This window comes from Bradyrhizobium genosp. A (assembly GCF_049949275.1).
Lineage (GTDB): Bacteria > Pseudomonadota > Alphaproteobacteria > Rhizobiales > Xanthobacteraceae > Bradyrhizobium.
Genome location: NZ_CP188196.1, coordinates 738,195 through 760,194, shown reverse-complemented (window position 1 = coordinate 760,194; position 22,000 = coordinate 738,195). Strand labels below are relative to the sequence as shown.

Here is a 22,000-nt window from a genome sequence, read left to right as displayed (position 1 = left end):
CGTGGAAGGCGCCTCTCCCCGTTGTTGCGGGGAGAGGCGAAACCCTAGGTCGGATGCCACCAGCGGCCGCCGATGACGACGCCTTCGGAGACGATCTTGCGATCGCCGGTCAGGTGCTCGCCGACGACGTCCTCATAGTCGAACTGGCCTTGCTTGACCGAGATCAGCGTGGCATCGCCGACGCTGCCCGGCTTGAGGCTGCCGAGCTCGGGCCGTCGCAGCGCCATCGCGGCGTTCTCCGTCGACGCCGCGATCACGTCCGACAGCGACATGCCCATGCAGAGGAATTTCGACATGGTCGTCACCTGGTCGAAGGCCGGGCCGTCGATGCAGAGCTGATGGATGTCGGACGAAATGGTATCCGGATAGAAGCCGTTGGCCAGCATCGCACGCGCGGTCTTGAACGCGAACGAGCCCTTGCCGTGACCGATATCGAACAGCACGCCGCGCTCGCGCGCGTCCAGCACCGCCTTCTTCACCGTGCCCTGCGCGGCCGCCGGCGTGTTCGGGAACGGGCGGAACGCATGGGTCAGCACGTCGCCGGGGCGCAGGCGGGCCAGCACCTCTTCATAGGTCGGGGGCGGATGATCGATATGCGCCATCAGCGGCATGCCAACCTCGTCAGCAACCTGGAGCGCGATATCGAGCGGCACGGCGCCCGAGGTGCCCGAGGAGTGCAGTCCGACACGCACCTTGATGCCGACGATGAGGTCGCGATTGGCATCCGCGACCTTGGCCGCTTCGATCGGATTCATCAGCCGCAACTCCTCGCTCTCGCCGACCATGATCCGGTGCGAGAAGCCGAAAATGCCGGCATGAGAGACGTGCAAGTACGCGAGGATGCGGACCTGGCTCGGTTCGATCACATGCTTGCGGAAGCCCGCGAAATTGCCGGGGCCGGCGCTGCCGGTGTCGACCGAGGTGGTCACGCCGGAGGCGCGGCAGAATTCCTCGGCATCGATGCCGAGCGAGGTGCCGCCCCAATAGACGTGGGTGTGGAGATCGATCAGTCCCGGCGTCACGATGAAGCGCGCGACATCGCGTACATCAGTTCCCGGATCCGCCTTGAGCCCGCTGCCGACGGCGGCGACCTTGCCACCCGAAAATGCGACATCCGTCACGGCATCGAGCTTCTGCGAGGGGTCGACGACCCGTCCGCCGCGCAGGATCAAATCGAAAGGCATCATCGTCTCCGAATGTGGGCAAGCAATGTGGGCAAGCATGGACCGGGCTGGAAGGTGCGCTTCCAGCCCGGTCGCTGTTAGCAATTTTCGCGCCGTTCAAGCAAATCGGCTGCGATCAGTGCCCGTTTGGTCTGCGATCCGCGCGCGGCGCCTCCTCTTTCAACCGCTCCAGCGCATCGGGCATCATGCGGCCGAACATCGAGCTCAGCATCGCGGTCGGGATCAGGCCCGCATTGTTGCTCTCCGGCCCTTGCGCGCCGGACATCAGGAATTGCGGCACCAGCGGCTGGTTGATCTTGGTCAGGGCCTCTGCGAACTTCGCAAAGTTCTGCTCCGCCAGCCTGAACTCCGGTCCGCCATAGGCGTCGACCGAGAGCTTCGTCGATTGGGCATTGGCGGTACCGACGGCCAGCACTCGGTCGGCCTCGCCCTGGCCTTCGAGCCGCGACTGCTCGCCGACCGCGGCTGCGGTAACCTTGCGGGTCTCCGCATCCTTTTGCGCGCGGGCGAACGCCGCAGCACCCTCGTTCTCGTTGACCTTGATCTGGATGAGCGACTGCGTCAGCGCCGTCTGCGCTGCCGCCGTTGCCTTGGCCTCGTTGAGCGTGCGTTCCTGAACCGCGGCTTTCTCCTGCTCCTGATAGGTCTCGATCTGCTCGCGCGCGATCTGACGCGAGCGGAGCTGGATCAGGATGTTCTCAATCGTATGGTCGCCGGAGGCGGCGCGCGGCGTGCCGATCAGAACCTCCTGAAGGTCAAGCGAATAGCTCTCGAACTTCGCCTTCATTTGGGCGGCGGATTCCTCCTGGATCGACGCCCGGTTCTGCAGCAACTCGATCAAGGTCATCTTCTGCGCGATGTTCTTGAAGAACGCGCTGACCATCGGATCGAGCGTCTGCTCGACGAGCTTCTTCACGTCACCGAAACGCTGGATGATCATCGGCGCCTTCTTGTAGTCGATATGCATCACCACCGAGAGCGGCAGTGTCGGCTCGAACGCGTCCCGCGTGATCAGGGAGATCTCTGACAGGTTCTCATCCAGCTTCATCGCGCCGACCTCGCCGCGAACCCATTTCAGGATGAAGTTGACGGTCGGAATGATCTCGATCTTGCCGGCATAGGTGTTGAACGCGTATTTGCCGGACAGCAGCGGGTCCTTCCAGACGCCGCGGCTGCCGTTGAGGACCAGTTCGCCATGGCGATATTGCTCGCCCGACACGTCGTCGCTGTGCGGGCCGGTGTAGAAGATGACGACGCCGACATTGCCGACCGGGATCACGGTCTTCGGCACTGCCTCGACGGTTGCGAACAGGCGGTTGATGTACCAGGTGCCCTCGACGATGACCTGGAGCTGCCGGCCGCGATAGCCGCCGGCCGCCAGGAATTTCTCGGGCTCCTGGAAATTGTTGTGAAAGATATCGCCGTCGCGCAGATCGGTGCCGACTTCGGGCGCGATGATCTCGCCTGACGGCAGCGACGGGCCGTCATGCACGGTAACGATTCCGACCAGATCGTGATCGGCCGCGAGCACGACGGGCGTAAAGCCTCGGCGCTCGGCGATCGTGAGCTGCATGGCGTCGAGCACGCTACGCTCTTGCCCGCTGAGGGCATGGCCGTAGACACGTTCGTCGGTGATGATCGCGAACTGCGTCGTGTTGATCGCATAGGTGCCTTCGCGCAGGATCTTGCGCTGCGGCCCCTTCTGGCCACCGCCGAGCAGGAAGCGCCGCACGTCCTGGAAATCCGCCCTGTCCTCGGTGTCGTTGGCGCCGAGCACCTGCGATGGCTGAAGCGGCGCGCCGTCGCGCGCGAACACATAGGCGATCTTGCCCTGTCCGACCGTGACGAGATCCGATTTGTGGATCCGGTACATGAACGGAAAGAACACGTGCAGGCCGCCGCGCAGCACTTCCGGCTCGTAACCGGCTTCACCGTTGAGCGCGATGAAGCCTTCGTCGATCGACCCGGTCGTCGACCACAGCTTCTCGACGATGCCGACCTGATTGTTCGGAATGTAACGAAAGATATTGGCCGTTCGCAGCAGGATCACGAACGCGATCGCCGCCGCGGCCCAAAGCGCCGGCTGGATCAGCCAGGCGCCATTGAAACCATTGAGGTCCATAGTTCATCTCCACAATTCGCAACTGGGCGGTCTTGTTAACCAAGGCCACACCCCAGAATTGCGGGAGCGGAGATGTGAATACGGCCCTTCCTCCGCAAGCACGCTGTCGCGTAAAGCCGTGCCAATCTTTTTTTATTGGGGACTTGACGAGGGGCAAAAACCGGGAAAACCACAAGGCGCAGAGCGCGTCGTCACGCGGCCCTACCTCGTGAACGTGTTCGCGACCCTGCGGGAGCGAAGAACGTATGTTATCCAAACCGCAGCACTTATCACACCGACAATTGTTTGTCCGACCTGTCGAGGTTCGATGGTGAAAAAGTCGCCGAACGGACGATTCAGGGCGGCGGAAAAAATGAGGCGATGCAGAGGAGATCGACGAGCGGCATGAGCACCGCGCAGATCATCTGCACGATGAAAAAGGCTGGAAACCTGTGGGAATGTCTGAACAGGAGCACCGTTGTCCAGATCGCGAAGCCGATCATGGCGGCATTTATCAGCATTTCACTCCAGATCACCGTCGGAAAGTAAGTCCAGACTTCGTCGGTGATCGACTGCACATATTGTCCGACGTTGAAGACCAGGCGCAGGATGCCCATCACTTGGCCGAACGCCAGAAGCGCGAGCCAGCCGCCGATGCCGGTCGATTCGGGCTGTACATCTTTGAAGGCGGCAGCGTCTTCCGCGAGAACGGCAGGCTCCCGATTTTCGACGACCGGTAGTGGATCAAGCTGTGGAGGTCGGAAGAGCTGCTCTGCGATCTCACGCACCTCTTCGGCGGGCTTCCAGCCTCGAAATCCTTCCGCCGGATCATCACGCGCCGCGGATCTGCGATGCGAGCCAGCAGCGGAAGCAGCTCGGAAATCGTCATCGGGCCGCGCTGCTGCCCACCTTCCGCGTAGTACCAAGAATCTGCCATGCGAACGCCCCCTGCACCCGCCGCATCCTAGCCGACTACCGGTACACGTCACGATAGAAAATGATTAATGGGGGTATCAGCACCGCACGTCTGTGGCGACGCGTAACGTTCGGAAAATGGCGATCCCGGCATGACTCGAACATGCGACCTACGGTTTAGGAAACCGCCGCTCTATCCGGCTGAGCTACGGGACCGCGGAACCCGCCTGTAGGGCGGGTTGCCTGAACGCGTTCATAGCAAAGTGATGGCGGGATCGGAAGCCCTTCGGCTGAATTCGGTTCTGACGGCCCTTTTCAGGTCGTGCCGAAACCCGACCCCGCTTTCTTGTATTCAGGCCGTGGCGGACTAAAAATGTCCAGCACGCGGGCACCCACCGACAGCATGGCCTGCTCGCCGGAAAAGATGCGCGTCGTCACCCCCGCCGCCAGCTCGCGAAACAGCCCGTCGGCGGCATCGTCGAGATTGTGGAATTCGTCCTTCTGGCTCACGCCGTCCTCCCTGTCCTGCCTTGATTTACGACTTGCCGTAGGAGCCCTGGTAGCGGCCCTCACGGATCGCTTTCAGCGTGTCGTCCTCGCGCTTGATCTGGACACGCACTGCCTCCAGCAGCGCCGCTGCACCCGCGGCGGGAAACGATACCACGCCGTCTTCGTCACCAACCACGATGTCGCCAGGCGAGATCACGCTGCCGCCGATCGTAACAGGCACGTTGATCTCACCGGGACCATTCTTGTAAGGGCCGCGATGGATTACCGCGCGGGCGAAGCAGGGAAAGTCGTCGGCGGCGAAGGCCGCGACATCGCGGATTGCGCCGTCGATCACATAGCCTTCCGCCTTGCGCCACTGCGCGATGTTTTTCATGATCTCGCCGACCAGTGCCCGGGTCTCGTCGCCGCCGCCATCAACCACGATGACATCGCCGGGACCGACCAGCTCGAGCGCGCGGTGGATGGCGAGATTGTCGCCGGGGCGGGTGCGCACCGTGAAGGCCGTACCGATCAACCTGCCGCTGCGATGATAGGGTTTGAGCCCGACCGCGCCCGGCAGCCGGCTGAGATTGTCTGAAATAATCGAGGTCGGTGCATTCCGAAAACCCTCGATGATGTCGGCCGGCGGCTTCGGCACGCTGCTCACTGCGATGGTGATGGTCATAGACTTCAGTCCTTCTGCAATTTCTTACTCGGCGTGCGCCCGGGCCTTCGCGGGCATGATACGGAAGGCACGCCCCTCCTTCATCCACGCCGCGCGCTCGTCGCGCAATAGCGAGCGGCGAACCTTTCCGGAATCGTCGCGCGGCGGCGTGCTGACGATCTCGAAACTCTCGGGATGCTTGTAGCGGCTGAGCCTGTCTTTCAGGAAGTCCGCCATGCCGTCCGCAATCGCCTGGCCGTCCGCGTTCGCCTCCGGCTCGATGATGGCGTGCACACGCTGGCCCAACTCCGGATCGGGCAAGCCCACCACCACGCAGGACCGCACGCCGGGACATTCGGAGACGGCGGCCTCGACCTCGGCCGGATAAATGTTGGCGCCGCCGCGCAGCACCATGTCGGCGAGGCGGTCGCCGAGATAGAGATAGCCTTCGGCATCCAGCCGGCCGATATCGCCGAGCGATTCCCAGCCGTCGGCGCGACGTTTCGGCTCGGCGCCCAGATAGTGATAGGTGGCGTCCTTGCCGTCATTGTTGAGGAAGTAGATCTCTCCAGTCTCGCCCGGCGCGACGTCGTTGCCGTCCTCGCCGATGATGCGCAAGCGTGCCATCTCGCCGATCTTGCCGACCGAGCCCCTATGCGTCAGCCATTCCATGCCGGAGATGATGCAGGCGCCCTGCCGCTCGGTGCCACCATAGAGCTCCCAGACCCTGTCAGCCCCGAGCCAGGCGATCCAGTTCTCCTTGAGCCAGGGCGGCATTGGAGCTGCCATGTGGAAGACGGTCTGCAGGCTCGACACGTCGTAAGAGTTGCGGACGTTCTCCGGCAGCGCCCAGATCCGGTGCATCATGGTCGGCACGAAATTGACCCATTGCACGCGCTCGCGCTCGATCTGCCGCAGCGTCTCCTCGGCGTCGAACTTGATGAGGCCGGTGAGCTTGCCGCCGCCGAACAGCGCGTAGTGCGACAAGATGAACGGCGCATTGTGGTAGAGCGGACCGGGATTGAGCAGCGACGCGCCGAACGGGATGTTGAGCGGCAGCGGAAAAACGGTGTCGATCACCGCCGGATGGTGATCGAGGATGACCTTTGGGCGGCCGGTCGAGCCGCCGCTGGTCATGGCCTTCCAGTAGCGCGCCACCGGCGGATCGAGCTGCTCATCGGAAAACCCTTCCGGCACGAAATCCGCAGGCAGCCGGTTCGGCGCATTCCAGTCGGCCTCGCCGCCGACCACCAGCGCCGGCTTGAGAATCTCCAGCACGGCTGCGGCTTCGCCGCGCGGCAGCCGCCATGACAGCGAGGTTGGCGTCGCGCCGCATTTCCACACCGCAAACGTGGTCTCGAAGAACGCATTGCCGTTGGGTAATCCGATCGCGACGAAATCGCCGGGCTTGACGCCCTTCGCTGCAAATGCCCGCGCGCGCCGATTGGCACCACGCTCGAGCTGATCCCATGTCAGTCGATCCTGCCCATGCTGGACGGCGATGGTGCCTTCGGGTTTGCGTTGCGCGTACCAGCGCGGCACATCGGACAGGGGCAGTAGCATCAGGCGCTTCCACTTCGTCTTCTTGGCGTCGCCTCAGGATGAGGCGCCCGCGGGACGAAGTGTAACAGCCGGAGCTGGACCTTCAAGCGCAGGCCTTCAAGGCATAAGCCTTCGAGGCATCTGGATCAGCGCTCCGCGCCGCAGCCCGGACTATCGAACAGTGCCGCAAGACCGCATTTCGAGGTCAGCATCTTGTCGCCGTCATGGCCGACACCGGTGACGTCCCACACCCGGTGATTGGGCGTGCCATGATTGCGCTTCGCCATCGCGTCCGCATAGGCATGGCCGCGGGCGTAGCGATAGGCGCCTTGCTCCTTGGCCATGCAGCTCTTGTCGAGCGCAGGATGCTCGGGATTGGTATCGAGGGTGCCGAGCAGATAAGTCACGTCGCGCTCGACGTAACGCTGCTCGAGCGCGGCCGGTGTCGCATCCGCAAGATAGGGCGGGCGCTGGTCCATGCCGTATTTCCAATTGTTGTAACCTGGGCAGGACGCGGCAATCGCCGGCACCGGACGCTCACTGCTGAAATAAGCATAGGACGAGGGATTGGCGACAACATAGCGGATGTCGATGTGCTGGCGCGACAGCATCGCCTCGCCCTTGCCCGCGATGGCGTAGCGTTGCGCGACCTGGCCGCCGCCGGAATGACCGGCGACCACGACCTGCTTCAGGTTCGGGAAGATGCGCCGGTCAGAGAGTTTTGTCAGGATCGCGTCGAGCGCCTCGAAGGAGGAGACCGGATTCGGCGCGAGCGCAGCATCGCCGCCCTCCCATCCTTCCAACGACCAGCGCAGCGTGTCCGCGGGAAGCTTGTGCGCCTCGATATCGATCTCCGCCAGGAACTGCGGCACGATCATCAGCGCGCTCTTGCCGTCGTCGCCGGCTGCGACCTGCGCGGTATGCGCCGAGATGTAATATTCGTCGGCATTGCGCAGACGTCCGTGCAGCACGATGATGGCGCGGGAAATCGCCGGCAGCGGTACCGACCAGTCGCTGGAGAGATAGAGCGGCAAAATCCCCTGGCCGCCGACCGACAGCCGCGCATCGGCAACGACCTTCACCGGCTTGCGGTTCGGTGCATCCTCGTCCGCGGCGAGCGCACGGCCACAAACCAGCGCGAATGCGATTGTGGCGAAACAAGTCAGCGCTCTCATGACGAACCTTTCCCTTCTTGCTCGAACCGATAAACCTCTAAACGCATCATGTGCCGCGCGGCTGTGACTCCTGCGCCACGTCAAGCAAAAAATGTCAGCAACCCAGCCATGAAATTCCCGGGTTCCACGGGTGACAAGGCGGCGATAATGGAGCAAAAATCAGGCCCGACTCAGTTGGGGTTGAGTTTTGCAGGGAATGCTCTCGTAGAATGTCAGTCGTAGTTGCATCGCGTCGTGCGGCGCCGCTTCTCGTTGCCGCAGCAGGAGTTTTTCTGCTGACGTCGTCGCATGCCCACGCGCAATGGTGGAAGCGCACGCCGGTTGACTTCGAGGAATGCGCCGACGCTGCCGAAAAATCCCCAACCAAGGCCGAAAAGACCGCAGCGCTCGCTGACTGCAACGCAAAATTCGCCGGCCGGCGCAAAGCCGGCGGCGGCTATACCTATTACGACTTCCTCCAGGATCGCACCTTCGACATCGCCGGACCTAACCCGACGCCGGACGAGCAGAAGAAGATCGACGAATCCTACACCGCCTATCTCGCCAATCAGCGCCGCAGCAATGAAGCGGCCCAGGCCGCGGCACGGCAGCAGCGCGAGCAGCAGGAACAACAGGTGCAGCAGCTTCAGCAGGTCGCACTGCGAGCCGAGGTCGAGCGTGTGCCCGTGCCGGTGGAACGGCCGAAAGTGCAGCAGACGGTCGGCGCGCGACCGAAAGGCGCCCCCTGTACCAAGGGCTCGTTCTCCTGCGAATGGCCGAGGCTGTCGGAGAGCCTGAGCGATTTGAAAAAGCTATTCAGCCCGACGCCGAGCAAACCGGCGAAGAAGGGCTGAGGCCGCAGCCGTCATTGCGCCTCAGTTTGGATGCTTCTTCTTGCTGTGCTTGGGTCCGGGTACTGTCGGATTCACAGGCGCCGCTGGCGTCGCCGAGTTGCTCAACGCCTTGCGGCTCTCCTGCAAGCGCGCATCATAGCCGGGCGAGTTCATGACTGTCGGCGGCCGGGCATCGGCCAGCGGCGACACGCCGCAGAGTGCGGTCAGCGTGAGCACGGTCATCAAATAACGCCTCATCTCACATCTCCATCGCGCTCAGGCCACACCGCGGATTTGCTGCGGTGAGAGCCCCGGCGGGCCCAGGCCTGCCGTCTCCGCCTGTTTGATCAGCGTAACAATGCGGCGCATCAGCGGCACGTCGACATTGTTCCGCTCGGCGAGCGCAATGACCGCGCCCTGGAGATAGTCGATCTCGGTCTTGCGGCCTTGCTTCAGATCTTGCCACATCGAGGAGCGCGCCTCGGGATCGATCTTCATCGTCCGCCCCAAGATCGCATTGAAGATCAGGTCGGGCAATCTCAGCAAGGTTGGCGTCCAGTGCATCGGGATCGGCGTTGCAGAAACTGGCGTGATGCCGGCGGCCTTCAGCGCGGCCAGACCTTCCGCCATCTGGTCGGCGAACAGTCTTCGCCAGTCGCGGCTCGCCAGTTGCGCCGCGAGCGGCATATCGGACAGTGCGCTGAGCGCGTTGTTCAGATTGATGATCAGCTTGCCCCATTGCACGCCGGCGATGTCGCGGCTTGCGCGCAAATGAAGCCCCGGCACCGAGAGCGCCGCCGCCGTGTTGCCAGCATCTTCGCCGACATGGATGTCGCCGGAGGTCGAACGGTGGAAACGCCCTTCACCCATTGCGACCACATTGAACGGCACCATACCGGCGAGCACGCTCCGGCCGCCAAGCCGCTCCTGCAGCACGGCAACATTGCCGACACCGTTCTGCAGCGACACGATGACGGCATTCTGAGGCGCGTGCTGCGCGATCTGGTCGGCGACGTCTGCCGTGTCGGCGCTCTTGACCGTGACCAGCACGATGCTGGCGCTGTGGAAGATTGCGGGATCTTCGGACAGCGCAAGCCGGCCCGCATCCAGCTTCTTCTCGGCGCCGTCGAAATCCGTCAGGCGCAGGCCGAACCGCTCGATCTCGGTCTTCACCCGCGGCCGCACCAGCAGTGCGACCCGGCGGTCGGCAGCCGCCAGCTGGCCTCCGACAAAACATCCGATGGCACCGGCGCCGGCCACCACGATCGGTCGATCCGTAACCACCAGACCTTGCTCCCCTTAACGACCCACCTTCGATAGCAGAGGCGGAGCGGCCTGCCCATCACGACGCATCCGCCTTGTAACCGTCATGAGTGCCTCATATGCTTTTGCCCTGGGGGCTTTGTCACCGGCGAGAGCTCGCCGACGAGAACGCCAAAGGAGAGCACCATGGGTCTACTCGACGTCCTCAACGGCATGCAGAACGGTCCCCGCGGCCCGAGCACGCCGAGCTCACAGCAATCCTCCGGCAGCATGTCGCCGATGACCATGGCGATCCTCGGCCTGCTCGCCTGGAAAGCCTACAAGCATATGACCGCAAGCCAGCCGGGCACCGCGCCGCAGCCGGCGCCGACACCTGTCCCCCCGCCGGTGAATGCGGGCACAGGCGGTGGCGGCCTCGGTGACGTTCTCAAGGGCGGCCTCGGCGGCCTGCTCGCGGGCGGTGCGGCGGGCTCCGTGCTCAGCGGCGGGCTCGGCGATCTCCTCAACCAGCTCCAGCAGGGCGGCCACGGCGAGACAGCGAATTCCTGGGTCGGCAAGGGCGAGAACAAGGCGATCGCGCCCGGCGATCTCGCCAACGCGCTCGGCGCCGACCAGATCCAGAGCCTGTCGGCCCAAAGCGGGCTGTCGCGCGACGAGCTGCTCTCCGGCCTCAGCCAATATCTGCCGCAGGTGATCGACCATCTGACGCCGGATGGACGGTTGCCGACCGAGAACGAGATCTCGGGACGAATTTAATCCAAATTGGATCTACGCGTACTCGGCAAGGGGAGTACTGACATGAGCATGGGCGGCCTGTTGTGGATCATCGTCGTCGGCTTCGTCGCCGGCCTCATCGCGCGCTGGCTCGCGCCGGGACCGAACAACCCGTCGGGCTTCGTCCTCACCACCATCCTCGGCATCGTCGGCGCGTTTCTGGCAACCTTCATCGGCCAGGCCATCGGCCATTACGGCGCGGATCAAGGCGCGGGATTCATCATGGCCACGATCGGCGCGGTGGTGGTGCTGTTCATCTGGCACCGCCTGGTCGCGAGCGGCGTGATCAAGGGGTGACGGCGTAGCCCGTCGAATATCGGCGCGCCTGCCGCCTCGGATTCCGTCATTGCGAGGAGCTCTTGCGACGAAGCAATCCAGAGTGTCTCTGCAGAGAGATTTCTGGATTGCTTCGCTTCGCTCGCAATGACAAGCTCACGCAATCAAATGCATCCCCGCATCCATGCGCACGATCTCGCCGGTCATGTTGCTGGAGGCCGGCATCGCCAGGAAGCAGACGAGCTGCGCGATGTCCTCGGCGGATGACGCGACCTTAAGCGGCACCTTCGCCACCACGCTGTCTCGCACCTGCTTGGCGCCGGCTTCGCCGCGGCCTTTGGTGAACCACGGCGTGTCGATATATCCGGGGCACACCGTGTTGACGCGGATCAGCGGCGCGAGTGCGCGCGACAGCGACAGCGTCATGGTGTTGAGCGCGCCCTTGCTCGCGGCATAGGCGATCGACGAGCCGACGCCGCTGATGCCGGCGACCGACGACACGTTGACGACGGCGGACGCACGCCCCGATGCCTTCGATCCGGCTTCCAGTAAGCTGCGCGCGGCGCGCACCATCTGGAACGGGCCGATCGTGTTGACACCGTAGAGGCGCTGGAAATCTTCAGCCGACAATCCGTCGAGATCGGCATGGGCGACGTGCTTGGTGGTGCCGGCATTGTTGACGAGGATATCGAGCCGACCCCAGCCGCTCGCAGCCGCAACGATCCTGCGGCAATCGTCATCCTTCGAGACGTCGCCCTGCGCGACCAGCACGTCCGCGGCGCCGGCCTTGCGGCAGAGCTCTGCCGTGGCCTCGGCTTCCTTCTGGCTCGACGAATAGTTGATGACGAGGCGCGCCCCGCCCCGCGCGAGAATTTCCGCGGTCGCAGCACCGAGGCCGGATGCGGACCCCGTCACGATTGCGCACAAACTGTCCTTGGCCATCCGGATGTCCTTCCCCGTGATTGAATGTGGCGCCCTGTTTAGCGAGTTTGTCGCGCCCTGCAAATCGAGCAAACTCCGCTAAGCGGAATTAGTCCAGACCGGTGCTCAGGCTGTTTCTTGCCCCATGCCGGAGCCGCAGATGGGCCTGCGATCAACGCTTGTCAGGGCCATGGCTTTTTCGGATCATCGGGCGCAAGAAGACACCGCGCGCCGCATCGACCGGGCAGGACGCGCCAATGGCAAAACACGGGGAACGCTGTGGCGGAGAGTGACAATATCGTCGTCGAGACCGCGGAGAAAATCTTCGCCGATCTCGCCGATCCGCAAACCATCAACAACGACAAGACGAATTCGTGGCAGGGGCCGCTGTGGCAGGCGCTGAGCGAAGCCGGCTTGCCCTTGTCCTGGGTGCCCGACGATCTCGGCGGCTCCGGTGCGAGCCTCGCCGACGGTTTTGCCTTGCTGAACGCTGCCGGCCGCTTCGCGGTCGCGGTTCCCCTGGCCGAGACGATGCTCGCGGGCTGGCTGCTGGCGCAGGCGAAGATCGCTTCGCCCGAAGGCGAGATGACGGTGCTGCCGGCCTCGCCAAAGGATCGCATCACGCTCGATGCCGACGGCTCGCTCTCTGGCCGCGCCCGCGGCGTGCCCTTTGCCAAAGCGGCGAAGCACTTTGCGGTGCTCGCGCATGGCAAGGACGGCGTCTCGATCGCGCTGGTCGACGCCTCCAAAGGCCGGATCGAATCCGGGCTCAATGTCGGCTACGACCACAGCGATACCGTCACGCTCGACAAGGTCCAGCCCGTCGCCATCAAGGCCGCACCGGAGGGCGTTGACCAGACCACGCTGATGCTGATGGGCGGCGCCGCGCGCAGCCTTCAGATCGCCGGCGCGCTGGAATCCATGCTCGACATCTCCGTGCGCTACTCCAACGAGCGCGTCGCCTTCGAGAAGAAGATCTCGAAATTCCAGGCCGTGCAGCACAATCTCGCGCGCCTCGCCGGCGAAACCGCAGCAGCCCTTGCGGCCGCAACCTCGGCCGCCGACGCCATCGCGAACGCCACGTCGTTCAATGACGAGGTCTATCTCGAAGCCGCCTCGGCAAAGATCCGCTGCGCCGAAGCCGCGGAAAAAGGCGGCGGAATCGCACATCAGGTCCACGGCGCGATCGGCTTCACCATCGAGCACATTCTGCACCGCTATTCGCTACGGGCGCTGGCCTGGCGTGACGATTTCGGTTCGGAGAGCTACTGGGCCGTCGAGCTCGGCAAGCTCGTCGCCAGGCGCGGCGCAGATGAATTGTGGCCGCTCGTGGCGTCGCGCTGATCGGAGACGAAACACATGACCGCTGCCCTCCGTTTTGATCCGATCCGCCTGCCGCCCGAATGCGAACAACTGCGCAAGGAAGTACGCGCGTTCCTCGCCGAGGAAATCGCTGCCGGCACTTTCAGTCCGTTCAAGCCCAACCGCGAGGACACCGACGCGCCGGAATTTTCTCGCAAAGTCGGCGCCAAGGGCTGGCTGGGCATGACCTGGCCGAAGAAATATGGCGGCCAGGAGCGCTCCTTCCTCGAGCGCTACGTCGTGACCGAGGAGATGCGCGTCGCCAACGCGCCGACGCGGCGCTTCTTCGTCGCCGATCGCCAGAGCGGACCGGTGCTGCTGAAATACGCGCCCGAGCACATCAAGATGGACATCCTGCCGCGTATCTGCCGCGGCGAGATCTGCTTTGCGATCGGCATGAGCGAGCCGAACTCCGGCTCGGACCTGTTCGCGGCGAAGACGCGCGCCACCAAAACCGACGGCGGCTATCTCATCAACGGCACCAAGATCTGGACCTCATCGGCGCATATCGCCGACTACATGATCGCGATCTTCCGGACGTCGCCGCCGACCAAGGAAAACCGCCGTCACGGCCTCACCCAGTTCCTGGTCAAGATGAAGCAGCCGGGTATCAAGGTGAACCCGATCGGCCAGATCACCGGCCAGTATGAGTTCAACGAAGTCGTCTTCACCGACTTCTTCGTGCCCGACGATCACGTGCTCGGCGAGGTCGACGGTGCCTGGAAGCAGGCGACTTCAGAGCTCGCCTATGAGCGCTCCGGCCCCGAGCGCTTCCTCGAGACCTATTACGTGCTGACCGAGCTGGTCCGCGCCGTCGGTCCCAATCCGGATACGCGCAGCGCCGAAGGCATCGGGCGACTGGTGGCGCAGCTCCACACCATGCGGCGCATGTCGGTCTCGGTGGCCGGCATGCTGCAAGCCGGCAAGGAGCCGGTGGTGGAGGCGTCCATCGTCAAGGACATCGGCACGGTCTGGGAGCAGCAGCTTCCGCACCGCGTGCGCGATCTCGCCGCCTTCATCGAGGAGACCGCGACCAACCGCGAGACGCTAGAGCGCCAGCTCGACTTCGCCATCAAGACCGCACCGAAACTCACCATCCAGGGCGGCACCACCGAAGTGCTGCGCGGCATCATCGCCCGTGGATTGGGTTTGCGCTGACGCTGATGGGGGACGCTATTGCGGCTTGCTCCGTTCACCTCTCCCATGGGGAGAGGTCGATTTGCGCCAGCAAATCGGGTGAGGGGCTATGCGCTATCGAGGGGCCGAAACCCCTCACCCGGCGCTACGCGCCGACCGCTCCCTATGGGAGAGGTGGTTCTTCGCTACGGCTGTATAGAGACACTGGAGACAGCAAATGAGCACCTACAAAGATATCGGCGTCGAGAAAGTCGGGCACGTCGGCACCATCGAGATCCGCAGGCCGCCGCTCAACTTTTTCGACATCTCGCTGATCAACCAGATCGCGGATGCGCTCGACGAGTTCGATCGCGACATCGAGATCCGCGCCTCAGTTCTCTCGGCGCAAGGCAAGGCGTTCTGCGCCGGCGCCAATTTTGGCGATCCCGCGCGGCAGGCGCAGGAAGCTCAGGAGGCCGAGAAAAAGGCAAAGGGCGATCCCGCGGATAATCTCGGCCCGATCAACCATCTCTATATCCAGGCCGTGCGCATCTTCCGCGCCAAGAAGCCGATCGTCGCTGCGGTGCAGGGTGCGGCCATCGGCGGCGGCCTGGGCCTTGCGGTGTCGGCGGATTTCCGCGTCACCTGTCCCGAAGCGCGCTTCTCCGCGAATTTTACAAAGCTGGGCTTCCATCCCGGCTTCGGCCTGACGACGACGCTGCCGGAATTGATCGGCAAGAACAACGCCGAGCTGATGTTCTACACCAGCCGCCGCGTCACCGGCGAAGAAGCCGTCAAATGGGGCCTCGCCAATGTGCTGGTGCCGCAGGACCAGGTGAAGGCGGAGGCGATTAAGCTCGCCGGCGAGATCGCCGAATGCTCCCCGCTCGGCCTGCTCTCCACCCGCGCCACGATGCGCGCCGGATTGGCCGATCGCGTCATGGCCGCGACCAATCACGAGCTCGCCGAGCAGACCCGTCTGCGCGCGACGGAAGATTTCAAGGAAGGCGTGAAGGCCACAGAAGAGCGGCGCGTGGCGAATTTTAGGGGAAGGTAACCTCTTTCTTCCTTCTCCCCTTGTGGGAGAAGGTGGCATAGGCGGCCTTCGGCCGCCGTTCTTGAGAACGCCGATGCTTCGCATCGGCTATGGCGCCGGATGAGGGGTTGCCTCCGCAGATTCAGCTGAAGCGGTTCGGAGCGCGGAGAGAGACCCCTCACCCGTCTCGCCGCTGCGCGGCGAGCCACCCTCTCCCACAAGGTCCCACAAGGGGAGAGGGTTTAGCTCCGCCTCACCACCTGCGCATCGACGATCGTCACGGCTTCACGCGAAAAGTCACTCCGCCCAGCAGAAACTCGTTCCCCGCAACCGCGAGCCCCTTTGACCTCGCTACATGCAGCACGTGCGCGGCATCGGCCACTCGAAATTCCAGCGCACTCATGATCTCGCTGGCACCCTTCACGAAGTGGAACGTCGCATTGGGCAGCTTCAGCTCGGAGCCATCAGCGGGAACCCCGATGATCTTCCCCCAATGCGCCGCCAGCGCTATCGGATCCGGGCTCTGCATTTCCACGCCGGTCAGGGCCTGCGTCACATCCTTGCGGATGAAGTTTTGCCAATCCGGCCCGGCCGGCGGATAGGGACCCAGAATGTCGTCGCTGCCTTCGGTGTGGTTGAACTCGATGAAGGCGGCGCGGCAGTCGCGGGGGTGGAGCTGGACGCCGTGATAGGGCGCGTGGTCGATGACGTTGGCGGTGCGTACGCCAAGCGCATTGGCATTGCGGCCGCACTCGTCCGGGTCGTTGCAGCAGAAGATCGCCATGTAGCCGCCGCGGCCGCCGATCTTCTCGATGAAGCGGCCGGCCGCGGTGCCGTCCTTGAAGGGTGCGACGACCTCGAGCAAGATCGTGTCGACCGGGAGCAGCGCGTTCTCCAGGCCATATTTGGCGACATTGCCGTCGCGGTAGCAGACGGCGAGGCCCATGATCTCGGCGATATCGGAGACGACAGGCGCGAGCTGCGGCGCGACCAGACAAATCTGCCGCAGCCGCACATAGGGCGCCATCGTCATGCGCCCCTGAAGGCCGGCTTGCGCTTCTCGACGAAAGCCTTGGCAGCCTCCTTGTGATCCTCGGTGTCGCTGCAGCGGGTGTGATGGATCGCTTCACCGTCGAAGCAGTCTTCCAGCGGCAGGTGCTCGGCATTGTTGATGTTGCGCTTGATGTAACCGAGCGCAATCGACGGCCCCTGCGCCAGCGACAGCGCAAGCTCGTGCGCGGCGGCATCGATCTCGGCATCGGGAACGACCTTGGTCACCATGCCGATCGCATGCGCTTCCTTGGCCGTGAGCACCGGCGACATCAGATAGAGCTCGCGCGCCCGCGCGCTGCCGAGCAGCTGGGTGAGAAAATAGGTGCCGCCGTAATCGCCGGAGAAGCCGACCTTGGCGAAGGCGGTGGTAATCTTGCACGATTCGGAGGCGATGCGGAGATCGCACGACAGCGCCATCGAGAGACCAGCGCCGGCCGCGGCGCCATCGAGCTGCGCCACCACCGGCTTCGGCATCTGATGCAGGATGCGCGAGACTTCCATGCCGCGGCGGAGGTTCGCCATTTTGACCTCGAACGGCAGCGGCGCGCGACCGGCCGCCATCGACTTGACATCGCCGCCGACGCAGAACGAACCGCCGGCGCCCTTGAACAGCACCGCGCGCACCTCGGGATCGTCGGCGGCGCGCCGCGCCGCCTCGACCAGACCGGCGACCATCTCGGGGTTGAGCGCGTTCTTTCGCTCGGGACGGTTCATGGTGATAGTGAGCAGCCCGCCTTCGAGCTTTTGCAGGACCTTATCGTTCATGGGACGTCTCCCTTGTTGTTTGTTTGTTTCGTCATTCCGGGGCGCGCCCTTGGCGCGAACCCGGAATCCATTTCTCGACAGTCACCGCGGCCCGATGGATCCTCAGATGCGCAATTGCGCATCATAGTTCGCGCTACGCGCGCCCCGGGATGACGCCGCGACTTCGTCACGCCGTCATTTCTTCACCAGCGGGCAGCGCGACTGCTCCAGCGACTGGAACGCCTCGTTGCCGGGCACGGTGGCGACCAGCTTGTAGTCGTCCCAGCGGCCCTTGGACTCCGACGGCTTCTTCACCTCGAACAGGTACATGTCGTGGATCATGCGGCCGTCCTCACGGATCTTGCCGTTATGGGCGAAGAAGTCGTTGATCGGCGTGTCCTTCATCACCTTGATGACCGCAGCTGCATCGGTCGTGCCGGCCGCCTTCACCGCCTTCAGATAATGCATGACGGAGGAGTAGACGCCGGCTTGCGCCGAGGTCGGCATCCGCTTGGTGCGCTCCATGAAGCGTTTCGACCACGCGCGGGTGTCGTCATTGAGATCCCAGTAGAAGGCTTCGGCCAACAGCAGGCCCTGCGCGGTCTCGAGACCGATCGAATCGATGTCGGAGACGAAAGCGAGCAGCGGCGAGACCTTCTGGCCGCCCTTGGTGATGCCGAATTCGGCCGCCTGCTTGATCGCGTTGACGGTGTCGCCGCCGGCGTTGGCGAGCCCGATCACCTTGGCTTTCGAGGCCTGCGCCTGCAGCAGGAACGATGAAAAGTCCGACGTGTTGAGCGGATGGCGCACGCTGCCGAGCACCTTGCCGCCGGTCTTCGTCACGACCGCGCTGGTGTCCTTCTCCAGGTCCTGGCCGAAGGCATAGTCGGCGGTGAGGAAGAACCAGGTGTCGAGGCCCGACTTCACGGCCGCAAGGCCGGTCACGTTGGCCTGGCCGTAGGTGTCGAACACATAGTGAATGGTGTAGGGACCGCAGGCCTCGTTGGTGAGACGGATCGAGCCCGGACCGTTGAACATGATGATCTTGTTGCGCGCCTTCGCGATCTCGCCGGCGGCAAGCGCGGTCGCGGACGCCGCGACGTCGTAGATCATTTCGACGCCCTGATTTTCGAGCATGTCGCGGGCGAGGTTGGCGGACAGGTCGGCCTTGTTGAGATGGTCGGCCGCGATCACCTGGATCTTGCGCCCCAGCACCTCGCCGCCAAAATCTTCCACGGCCATCTTGGCCGCGGTCTCGCTGCCGGGGCCGGTGATGTCGGCATAGAGACTCGACATATCGAGGATGCCGCCGATCTTCAGGGGTGGCTTGTCCTGGGCCTGCGCAGCATTCGCGCTGAGAGCCAACGCGGCGGCAAAAATGCCCGACAAAATATGTTTCATTGAAAAGGCCTCCCTTGATCGCCTGGCTCTGAATGGCGGCTTGATTATTGCTCTTGGCAATCGCTATTCCCGCAATCATGCCGCATGCGCAAGAGCGCAGCAAGCAGAAGCGCGATGCGCGTCTCGCGACGGTCTTATGTTTTCCGCAAAGCGGAATGGTCGGAAGACGCAAGATGTTTCCGCATCGTCATTGCGAGCGCAGCGAAGCACTGACGATGTGTGACGCAATGACGAAGCATCACGCAAACTGTCGTAGGGTGGGCAAAGGCGCGCTCTTCGCGCCGTGCCCACCAGCCGGCGCGAAGAACCAAAGAGGTGGGCACGCTTCGCTTTGCCCACCCTACGAGTGCCCCTTCGTCGTTTGCGACGTTTGGGTTAAGGTTGAAGCGCAACGCAACCTCGCCGGGCAACGTGACGCGACTGCTTCATCTCATCATCGCATTTGTTCTCGTCGCGGGTCACGCTGCGTTCGCCACCCCGTGCCAATTCGAAACGCAGGGCGAAGGCCGCGTCGCGGGAATCATCGACGCACGCAGTGTCCGTCTCGACGACGGTCGTGAAGTCCGCCTCACCGGGATCGAGGCGACATCGACGACGAAGCAAGCGCTGACTTCGCTTCTCGTCGGCCGCGACGTGACGCTACGCAGCGCGGACGACACACCCGACCGCTACGGCCGCCAGGCCGCGCTGGTGTTCATCGGCGAAAGCGACACCTCGGTACAGGCCATGCTGCTCGCTCAAGGCGACGCCCTCGTCTCGGCCGAAATCGCGGACAAGGCGTGCGCCACCGCCTTGATGTCGTCGGAGGCCGAGGCGAGGCGCCAAAAAAAGGGCAACTGGGCTGACCCGTCGGCCATAAAAAACGCGGAAAGTCCGGACGATATTTTGGCCGGGATCGGGCGCTTTATGGTGGTCGAGGGCAAAGTCCTGTCGGTCCGGCAAGCTGGGGCAATGACCTACCTCAACTTCGGACGGAACTGGACACGCGGCTTTGCCGTGACTATTTCAAAGCGCAATCTGCCGACGTTCGAAGGCGCCGGAATGACCCTTAAGTCCCTGGAAAATCGGCGTATTCGAGTCCGGGGCTGGGTTGAGGGGACGACGGGGCCGCGTATCGATGTGCTCCGGGTGGGACAGGTCGAGTTGCTGGGCGCAAACGAGCCGACAGGGGTAAGGCCTTAAACAAGGGCCAGGCACGGGTTAAACGACGTGAATGGGGTGCTAGAACAGCTCAAAAAAGGCGAAAGACGCCGCCTTCGGGCTGCGACGGCCGCGCTTTGCCTTATGCTGGGCGCCGCGCTCGCCGGCTGCGGTGACATGGGCCGGTTCCAGACCCCGGCGGCCCCGCCCACCGTGGCGTTGCCCAAGCCAAAGCCGGCTGTCGCCCAGACCCCCGCCACCGAGAAAGAGCACGAACGCATCCTGGCGAGCTATGGCGGCCCCTATGACGACCCCAGGCTCGAATCACTGGTCAGCAAGACCGTCGACCGGCTGGTTGCCGCCTCCGACCGTCCCGACCAGGGCTACAAGGTCACCATCCTCAATTCCGGCGCGGTCAACGCCTTCGCGCTGCCGAACGGCCAGCTCTATGTCACCCGCGGCCTGCTTGCGCTCGCCAGTGACACCTCGGAATTGTCCTCGGTGCTGAGCCATGAGATGGCGCACGTGCTGGCCAAGCACGCCGCGATGCGCGAGGATCAGGCGCGCCAGGCCGCGATCGTCACCCGTGTCGTCACCGACATGAGCAACGATCCCGATCTCACCGCGCTCGCACTCGCCAAGACCAAGCTCACCATGGCGAGCTTTTCGCGCAATCAGGAGTTCGAAGCTGACGCCATCGGCGTCGGCATCTCCGCCAAGGCACATTTCGACCCGTATGGTGCCGCGCGTTTCCTCTCGGCGATGGAGCGCAATGCCGAGCTCAAGGCCGGCAAGAGCTCGCTCGATCCGCGCGCGCAGGATTTTACCTCGTCGCATCCGGCCACGCCGGAACGGGTGGAGAATGCGCAGACCATCGCGCGGCAATATACAGCGCCCGAGGGCGGCGAGCGCGACCGCGAGAGTTATCTCGCCGCGATCGACAACCTCGTCTATGGCGAGGACCCCAGCGAGGGCTTTGTCCGCGGCCGGCGTTTCCTGCATCCAAAACTCGGCTTCACCTTCCAGGCACCGGACAATTTCACGCTCGACAACACTGCGCAGGCGGTGATTGGCGTGCGCGAGGGCGGCTCGCAGGCGATGCGCTTCGACGTCGTGCGGGTGCCGGCCGAGCAGTCGCTCGGCGACTACCTCAATTCCGGCTGGATGGAAGGTGTCGAGAAAGCGTCCACCGAAGACATCACCATCAACGGCTTCCCGGCCGCGTCTGCCGCCGCCAAGGGCGACCAGTGGCAGTTCAAGGTCTATGCGCTGCGCTTCGGCAGCGACGTCTATCGCTTCATCTTCGCCACGCGGCAGAAGTCGACCGAGAGCGAGCGCAATGCGCGCGAGACCGTCAATTCGTTCCGCCGCCTGACGCTGGACGAGATCCAGGCCGCGCGTCCGCTGCGCATCAAGGTCATCACCGTGCAGCCTGGCGACACCGTGGACTCGCTGTCTCACCGGATGGCCGGCGTCGATCACCCGGCCGAGCGATTTCGCGTGCTGAACGGCCTCGATCGCACCGCGCAGGTGAAGGTGCGTGACCGCGTGAAGATCGTGACGGATTGAGACGCGGCGGCTACTTCGCCTTCTCCTTCAAAAACGCGATGATGTCCGCGCGATCCTGCGCATCCGGCACGTCGAAGAACATCTTGGTTTCCGGGACCATGGCCTGCGGTCCGGTCAGCCATTTGTCGAGATTCTCCTCGGTCCAGACGATCCCCGAGTTCTTCAGATCGGGCGAGTAGTCATAGCCGGGAACGCTGCCCGCCTTGCGCCCGACCACGCCCTTGTGCATCGGGCCGACGCCGTTCTCGGCGATCGAGTGGCAATCCGCGCAGCCCTTATAGAGCGTCTGCCCGCGCGCGGCATTGCCGGTCGCGCCGGCGGGGCCGGCTGCGCAGAGAAGCGCAATCGCGATCGCGGCGAGAGCCGGGCTTGTCGTGCGTCGCGGGAGGACGGAATTCGACCGGACGTTCATGTGATCTCCTGTTTGCGGCAGCAAGCAGGATCGTCGGGGTCGAATTCTATT

23 protein-coding genes and 1 tRNA gene are annotated in these 22,000 nt (G+C 63.9%); 8 read left to right on the top strand and 16 right to left on the bottom strand.

What is annotated here, in order from left to right:
- Positions 1–44: 44 nt before the first annotated feature.
- The 9 genes from ACP2YP_RS03455 to ACP2YP_RS03415 all read right to left on the bottom strand — a co-directional run bounded on the left by ACP2YP_RS03455 (position 45) and on the right by ACP2YP_RS03415 (position 8,070).
- Entirely contained in the window at positions 45–1,184 is a 1,140-nt protein-coding gene (locus ACP2YP_RS03455) for an amidohydrolase/deacetylase family metallohydrolase (RefSeq protein WP_426422257.1), read from the bottom strand.
- Between the two features lie 115 nt (positions 1,185–1,299).
- A complete protein-coding gene (locus tag ACP2YP_RS03450) occupies positions 1,300–3,306 on the bottom strand; it encodes an SPFH domain-containing protein (protein WP_426422256.1) in 2,007 nt (668 codons plus the stop codon).
- Between the two features lie 201 nt (positions 3,307–3,507).
- Positions 3,508–3,579, bottom strand: a complete 72-nt coding sequence (locus ACP2YP_RS03445) for a hypothetical protein (RefSeq protein WP_426426461.1) — start codon at positions 3,577–3,579, stop codon at positions 3,508–3,510.
- A gap of 62 nt (positions 3,580–3,641) precedes the next feature.
- Positions 3,642–4,073 (bottom strand): DUF2569 family protein, encoded by a 432-nt coding sequence (locus tag ACP2YP_RS03440; RefSeq protein WP_426422254.1) that lies wholly within the window; start codon positions 4,071–4,073, stop codon positions 3,642–3,644.
- Between the two features lie 266 nt (positions 4,074–4,339).
- A tRNA-Arg gene (locus tag ACP2YP_RS03435) sits at positions 4,340–4,416 on the bottom strand.
- A gap of 99 nt (positions 4,417–4,515) precedes the next feature.
- Positions 4,516–4,710 carry a hypothetical protein gene (locus ACP2YP_RS03430; protein ID WP_426422253.1) on the bottom strand — a complete coding sequence of 65 codons (195 nt, stop codon included), beginning with the start codon at positions 4,708–4,710 and terminating at the stop codon, positions 4,516–4,518.
- Positions 4,711–4,735: 25 nt separating this feature from the next.
- Positions 4,736–5,374, bottom strand: coding sequence for an RraA family protein (locus tag ACP2YP_RS03425; protein WP_426422251.1), 639 nt, complete (start codon positions 5,372–5,374; stop codon positions 4,736–4,738).
- A gap of 24 nt (positions 5,375–5,398) precedes the next feature.
- Positions 5,399–6,916, bottom strand: a complete 1,518-nt coding sequence (locus ACP2YP_RS03420) for an AMP-binding protein (protein WP_426422250.1) — start codon at positions 6,914–6,916, stop codon at positions 5,399–5,401.
- 125 nt (positions 6,917–7,041) lie between these two features.
- The gene (locus ACP2YP_RS03415; protein ID WP_426422248.1) at positions 7,042–8,070 is read right to left on the bottom strand and encodes an alpha/beta hydrolase; all 1,029 of its coding nucleotides are present in this window, start codon (positions 8,068–8,070) and stop codon (positions 7,042–7,044) included.
- Positions 8,071–8,279: 209 nt separating this feature from the next.
- Here ACP2YP_RS03415 and ACP2YP_RS03410 point away from each other — a divergent pair, with 209 nt between their 5' ends.
- Positions 8,280–8,903 carry a hypothetical protein gene (locus ACP2YP_RS03410; RefSeq protein WP_426422246.1) on the top strand — a complete coding sequence of 208 codons (624 nt, stop codon included), beginning with the start codon at positions 8,280–8,282 and terminating at the stop codon, positions 8,901–8,903.
- 21 nt (positions 8,904–8,924) lie between these two features.
- Here ACP2YP_RS03410 and ACP2YP_RS03405 read toward each other — a convergent pair whose 3' ends face one another.
- Positions 8,925–9,140: a hypothetical protein gene (locus tag ACP2YP_RS03405; RefSeq protein ID WP_426422245.1), complete on the bottom strand. Its 216-nt coding sequence runs from the start codon at positions 9,138–9,140 to the stop codon at positions 8,925–8,927.
- A gap of 18 nt (positions 9,141–9,158) precedes the next feature.
- Positions 9,159–10,166, bottom strand: coding sequence for a 2-dehydropantoate 2-reductase (locus tag ACP2YP_RS03400; protein ID WP_426422244.1), 1,008 nt, complete (start codon positions 10,164–10,166; stop codon positions 9,159–9,161).
- 165 nt (positions 10,167–10,331) lie between these two features.
- Here ACP2YP_RS03400 and ACP2YP_RS03395 point away from each other — a divergent pair, with 165 nt between their 5' ends.
- Complete coding sequence (locus tag ACP2YP_RS03395) at positions 10,332–10,901, top strand: YidB family protein (protein WP_426422242.1); 570 nt, start codon at positions 10,332–10,334, stop codon at positions 10,899–10,901.
- A gap of 42 nt (positions 10,902–10,943) precedes the next feature.
- Positions 10,944–11,216 (top strand): GlsB/YeaQ/YmgE family stress response membrane protein, encoded by a 273-nt coding sequence (locus ACP2YP_RS03390; protein ID WP_426422240.1) that lies wholly within the window; start codon positions 10,944–10,946, stop codon positions 11,214–11,216.
- A 135-nt stretch (positions 11,217–11,351) separates the two neighbouring features.
- Here ACP2YP_RS03390 and ACP2YP_RS03385 read toward each other — a convergent pair whose 3' ends face one another.
- Positions 11,352–12,137 (bottom strand): SDR family NAD(P)-dependent oxidoreductase, encoded by a 786-nt coding sequence (locus ACP2YP_RS03385; protein ID WP_426422239.1) that lies wholly within the window; start codon positions 12,135–12,137, stop codon positions 11,352–11,354.
- Between the two features lie 258 nt (positions 12,138–12,395).
- Here ACP2YP_RS03385 and ACP2YP_RS03380 point away from each other — a divergent pair, with 258 nt between their 5' ends.
- The 3 genes from ACP2YP_RS03380 (at position 12,396) to ACP2YP_RS03370 (ending at position 15,651) form a co-directional block, all read left to right on the top strand.
- Entirely contained in the window at positions 12,396–13,460 is a 1,065-nt protein-coding gene (locus tag ACP2YP_RS03380; protein ID WP_426422238.1) for an acyl-CoA dehydrogenase family protein, read from the top strand.
- A 15-nt stretch (positions 13,461–13,475) separates the two neighbouring features.
- Positions 13,476–14,636 (top strand): acyl-CoA dehydrogenase family protein, encoded by a 1,161-nt coding sequence (locus ACP2YP_RS03375; RefSeq protein WP_426422237.1) that lies wholly within the window; start codon positions 13,476–13,478, stop codon positions 14,634–14,636.
- A gap of 196 nt (positions 14,637–14,832) precedes the next feature.
- Positions 14,833–15,651 (top strand): enoyl-CoA hydratase/isomerase family protein, encoded by an 819-nt coding sequence (locus ACP2YP_RS03370; protein WP_426422235.1) that lies wholly within the window; start codon positions 14,833–14,835, stop codon positions 15,649–15,651.
- Positions 15,652–15,907: 256 nt separating this feature from the next.
- On the opposite strand, the gene ACP2YP_RS03365 is transcribed toward ACP2YP_RS03370, so the two are convergent.
- From ACP2YP_RS03365 to ACP2YP_RS03355, 3 genes are all read right to left on the bottom strand, one after another.
- On the bottom strand, positions 15,908–16,657 hold the full coding sequence (locus ACP2YP_RS03365; protein WP_426426460.1) for a hypothetical protein: 750 nt from the start codon (positions 16,655–16,657) through the stop codon (positions 15,908–15,910).
- Positions 16,658–16,659: 2 nt separating this feature from the next.
- A complete protein-coding gene (locus tag ACP2YP_RS03360) occupies positions 16,660–17,448 on the bottom strand; it encodes an enoyl-CoA hydratase (RefSeq protein WP_426422234.1) in 789 nt (262 codons plus the stop codon).
- A gap of 174 nt (positions 17,449–17,622) precedes the next feature.
- Positions 17,623–18,828 (bottom strand): ABC transporter substrate-binding protein, encoded by a 1,206-nt coding sequence (locus tag ACP2YP_RS03355; RefSeq protein ID WP_426422232.1) that lies wholly within the window; start codon positions 18,826–18,828, stop codon positions 17,623–17,625.
- A gap of 381 nt (positions 18,829–19,209) precedes the next feature.
- On the opposite strand from ACP2YP_RS03355, the gene ACP2YP_RS03350 reads away from it, so the two are divergent.
- Both ACP2YP_RS03350 and ACP2YP_RS03345 read left to right on the top strand, forming a co-directional pair.
- Positions 19,210–20,010, top strand: coding sequence for a thermonuclease family protein (locus ACP2YP_RS03350; protein WP_426422231.1), 801 nt, complete (start codon positions 19,210–19,212; stop codon positions 20,008–20,010).
- 102 nt (positions 20,011–20,112) lie between these two features.
- On the top strand, positions 20,113–21,537 hold the full coding sequence (locus tag ACP2YP_RS03345; protein WP_426422230.1) for a M48 family metalloprotease: 1,425 nt from the start codon (positions 20,113–20,115) through the stop codon (positions 21,535–21,537).
- Positions 21,538–21,547: 10 nt separating this feature from the next.
- Here ACP2YP_RS03345 and ACP2YP_RS03340 read toward each other — a convergent pair whose 3' ends face one another.
- Positions 21,548–21,949: a c-type cytochrome gene (locus ACP2YP_RS03340; RefSeq protein ID WP_426422228.1), complete on the bottom strand. Its 402-nt coding sequence runs from the start codon at positions 21,947–21,949 to the stop codon at positions 21,548–21,550.
- Between the last annotated feature and the right edge of the window lie 51 nt (positions 21,950–22,000).

Coding starts and splice junctions, on each gene's coding strand:
- ACP2YP_RS03340 (WP_426422228.1), bottom strand. CDS start 21,949: ATGAACGTCCGGTCGAATTCCGTCCTCCCGCGACGCACGACAAGCCCG.
- ACP2YP_RS03390 (WP_426422240.1), top strand. CDS start 10,944: ATGAGCATGGGCGGCCTGTTGTGGATCATCGTCGTCGGCTTCGTCGCC.
- ACP2YP_RS03415 (WP_426422248.1), bottom strand. CDS start 8,070: ATGAGAGCGCTGACTTGTTTCGCCACAATCGCATTCGCGCTGGTTTGT.
- ACP2YP_RS03365 (WP_426426460.1), bottom strand. CDS start 16,657: ATGGCGCCCTATGTGCGGCTGCGGCAGATTTGTCTGGTCGCGCCGCAG.
- ACP2YP_RS03360 (WP_426422234.1), bottom strand. CDS start 17,448: ATGAACGATAAGGTCCTGCAAAAGCTCGAAGGCGGGCTGCTCACTATC.
- ACP2YP_RS03370 (WP_426422235.1), top strand. CDS start 14,833: ATGAGCACCTACAAAGATATCGGCGTCGAGAAAGTCGGGCACGTCGGC.
- ACP2YP_RS03455 (WP_426422257.1), bottom strand. CDS start 1,184: ATGCCTTTCGATTTGATCCTGCGCGGCGGACGGGTCGTCGACCCCTCG.
- ACP2YP_RS03410 (WP_426422246.1), top strand. CDS start 8,280: ATGTCAGTCGTAGTTGCATCGCGTCGTGCGGCGCCGCTTCTCGTTGCC.
- ACP2YP_RS03450 (WP_426422256.1), bottom strand. CDS start 3,306: ATGGACCTCAATGGTTTCAATGGCGCCTGGCTGATCCAGCCGGCGCTT.
- ACP2YP_RS03395 (WP_426422242.1), top strand. CDS start 10,332: ATGGGTCTACTCGACGTCCTCAACGGCATGCAGAACGGTCCCCGCGGC.
- ACP2YP_RS03375 (WP_426422237.1), top strand. CDS start 13,476: ATGACCGCTGCCCTCCGTTTTGATCCGATCCGCCTGCCGCCCGAATGC.
- ACP2YP_RS03425 (WP_426422251.1), bottom strand. CDS start 5,374: ATGACCATCACCATCGCAGTGAGCAGCGTGCCGAAGCCGCCGGCCGAC.
- ACP2YP_RS03345 (WP_426422230.1), top strand. CDS start 20,113: ATGCTGGGCGCCGCGCTCGCCGGCTGCGGTGACATGGGCCGGTTCCAG.
- ACP2YP_RS03405 (WP_426422245.1), bottom strand. CDS start 9,140: ATGAGGCGTTATTTGATGACCGTGCTCACGCTGACCGCACTCTGCGGC.
- ACP2YP_RS03420 (WP_426422250.1), bottom strand. CDS start 6,916: ATGCTACTGCCCCTGTCCGATGTGCCGCGCTGGTACGCGCAACGCAAA.
- ACP2YP_RS03355 (WP_426422232.1), bottom strand. CDS start 18,828: ATGAAACATATTTTGTCGGGCATTTTTGCCGCCGCGTTGGCTCTCAGC.
- ACP2YP_RS03385 (WP_426422239.1), bottom strand. CDS start 12,137: ATGGCCAAGGACAGTTTGTGCGCAATCGTGACGGGGTCCGCATCCGGC.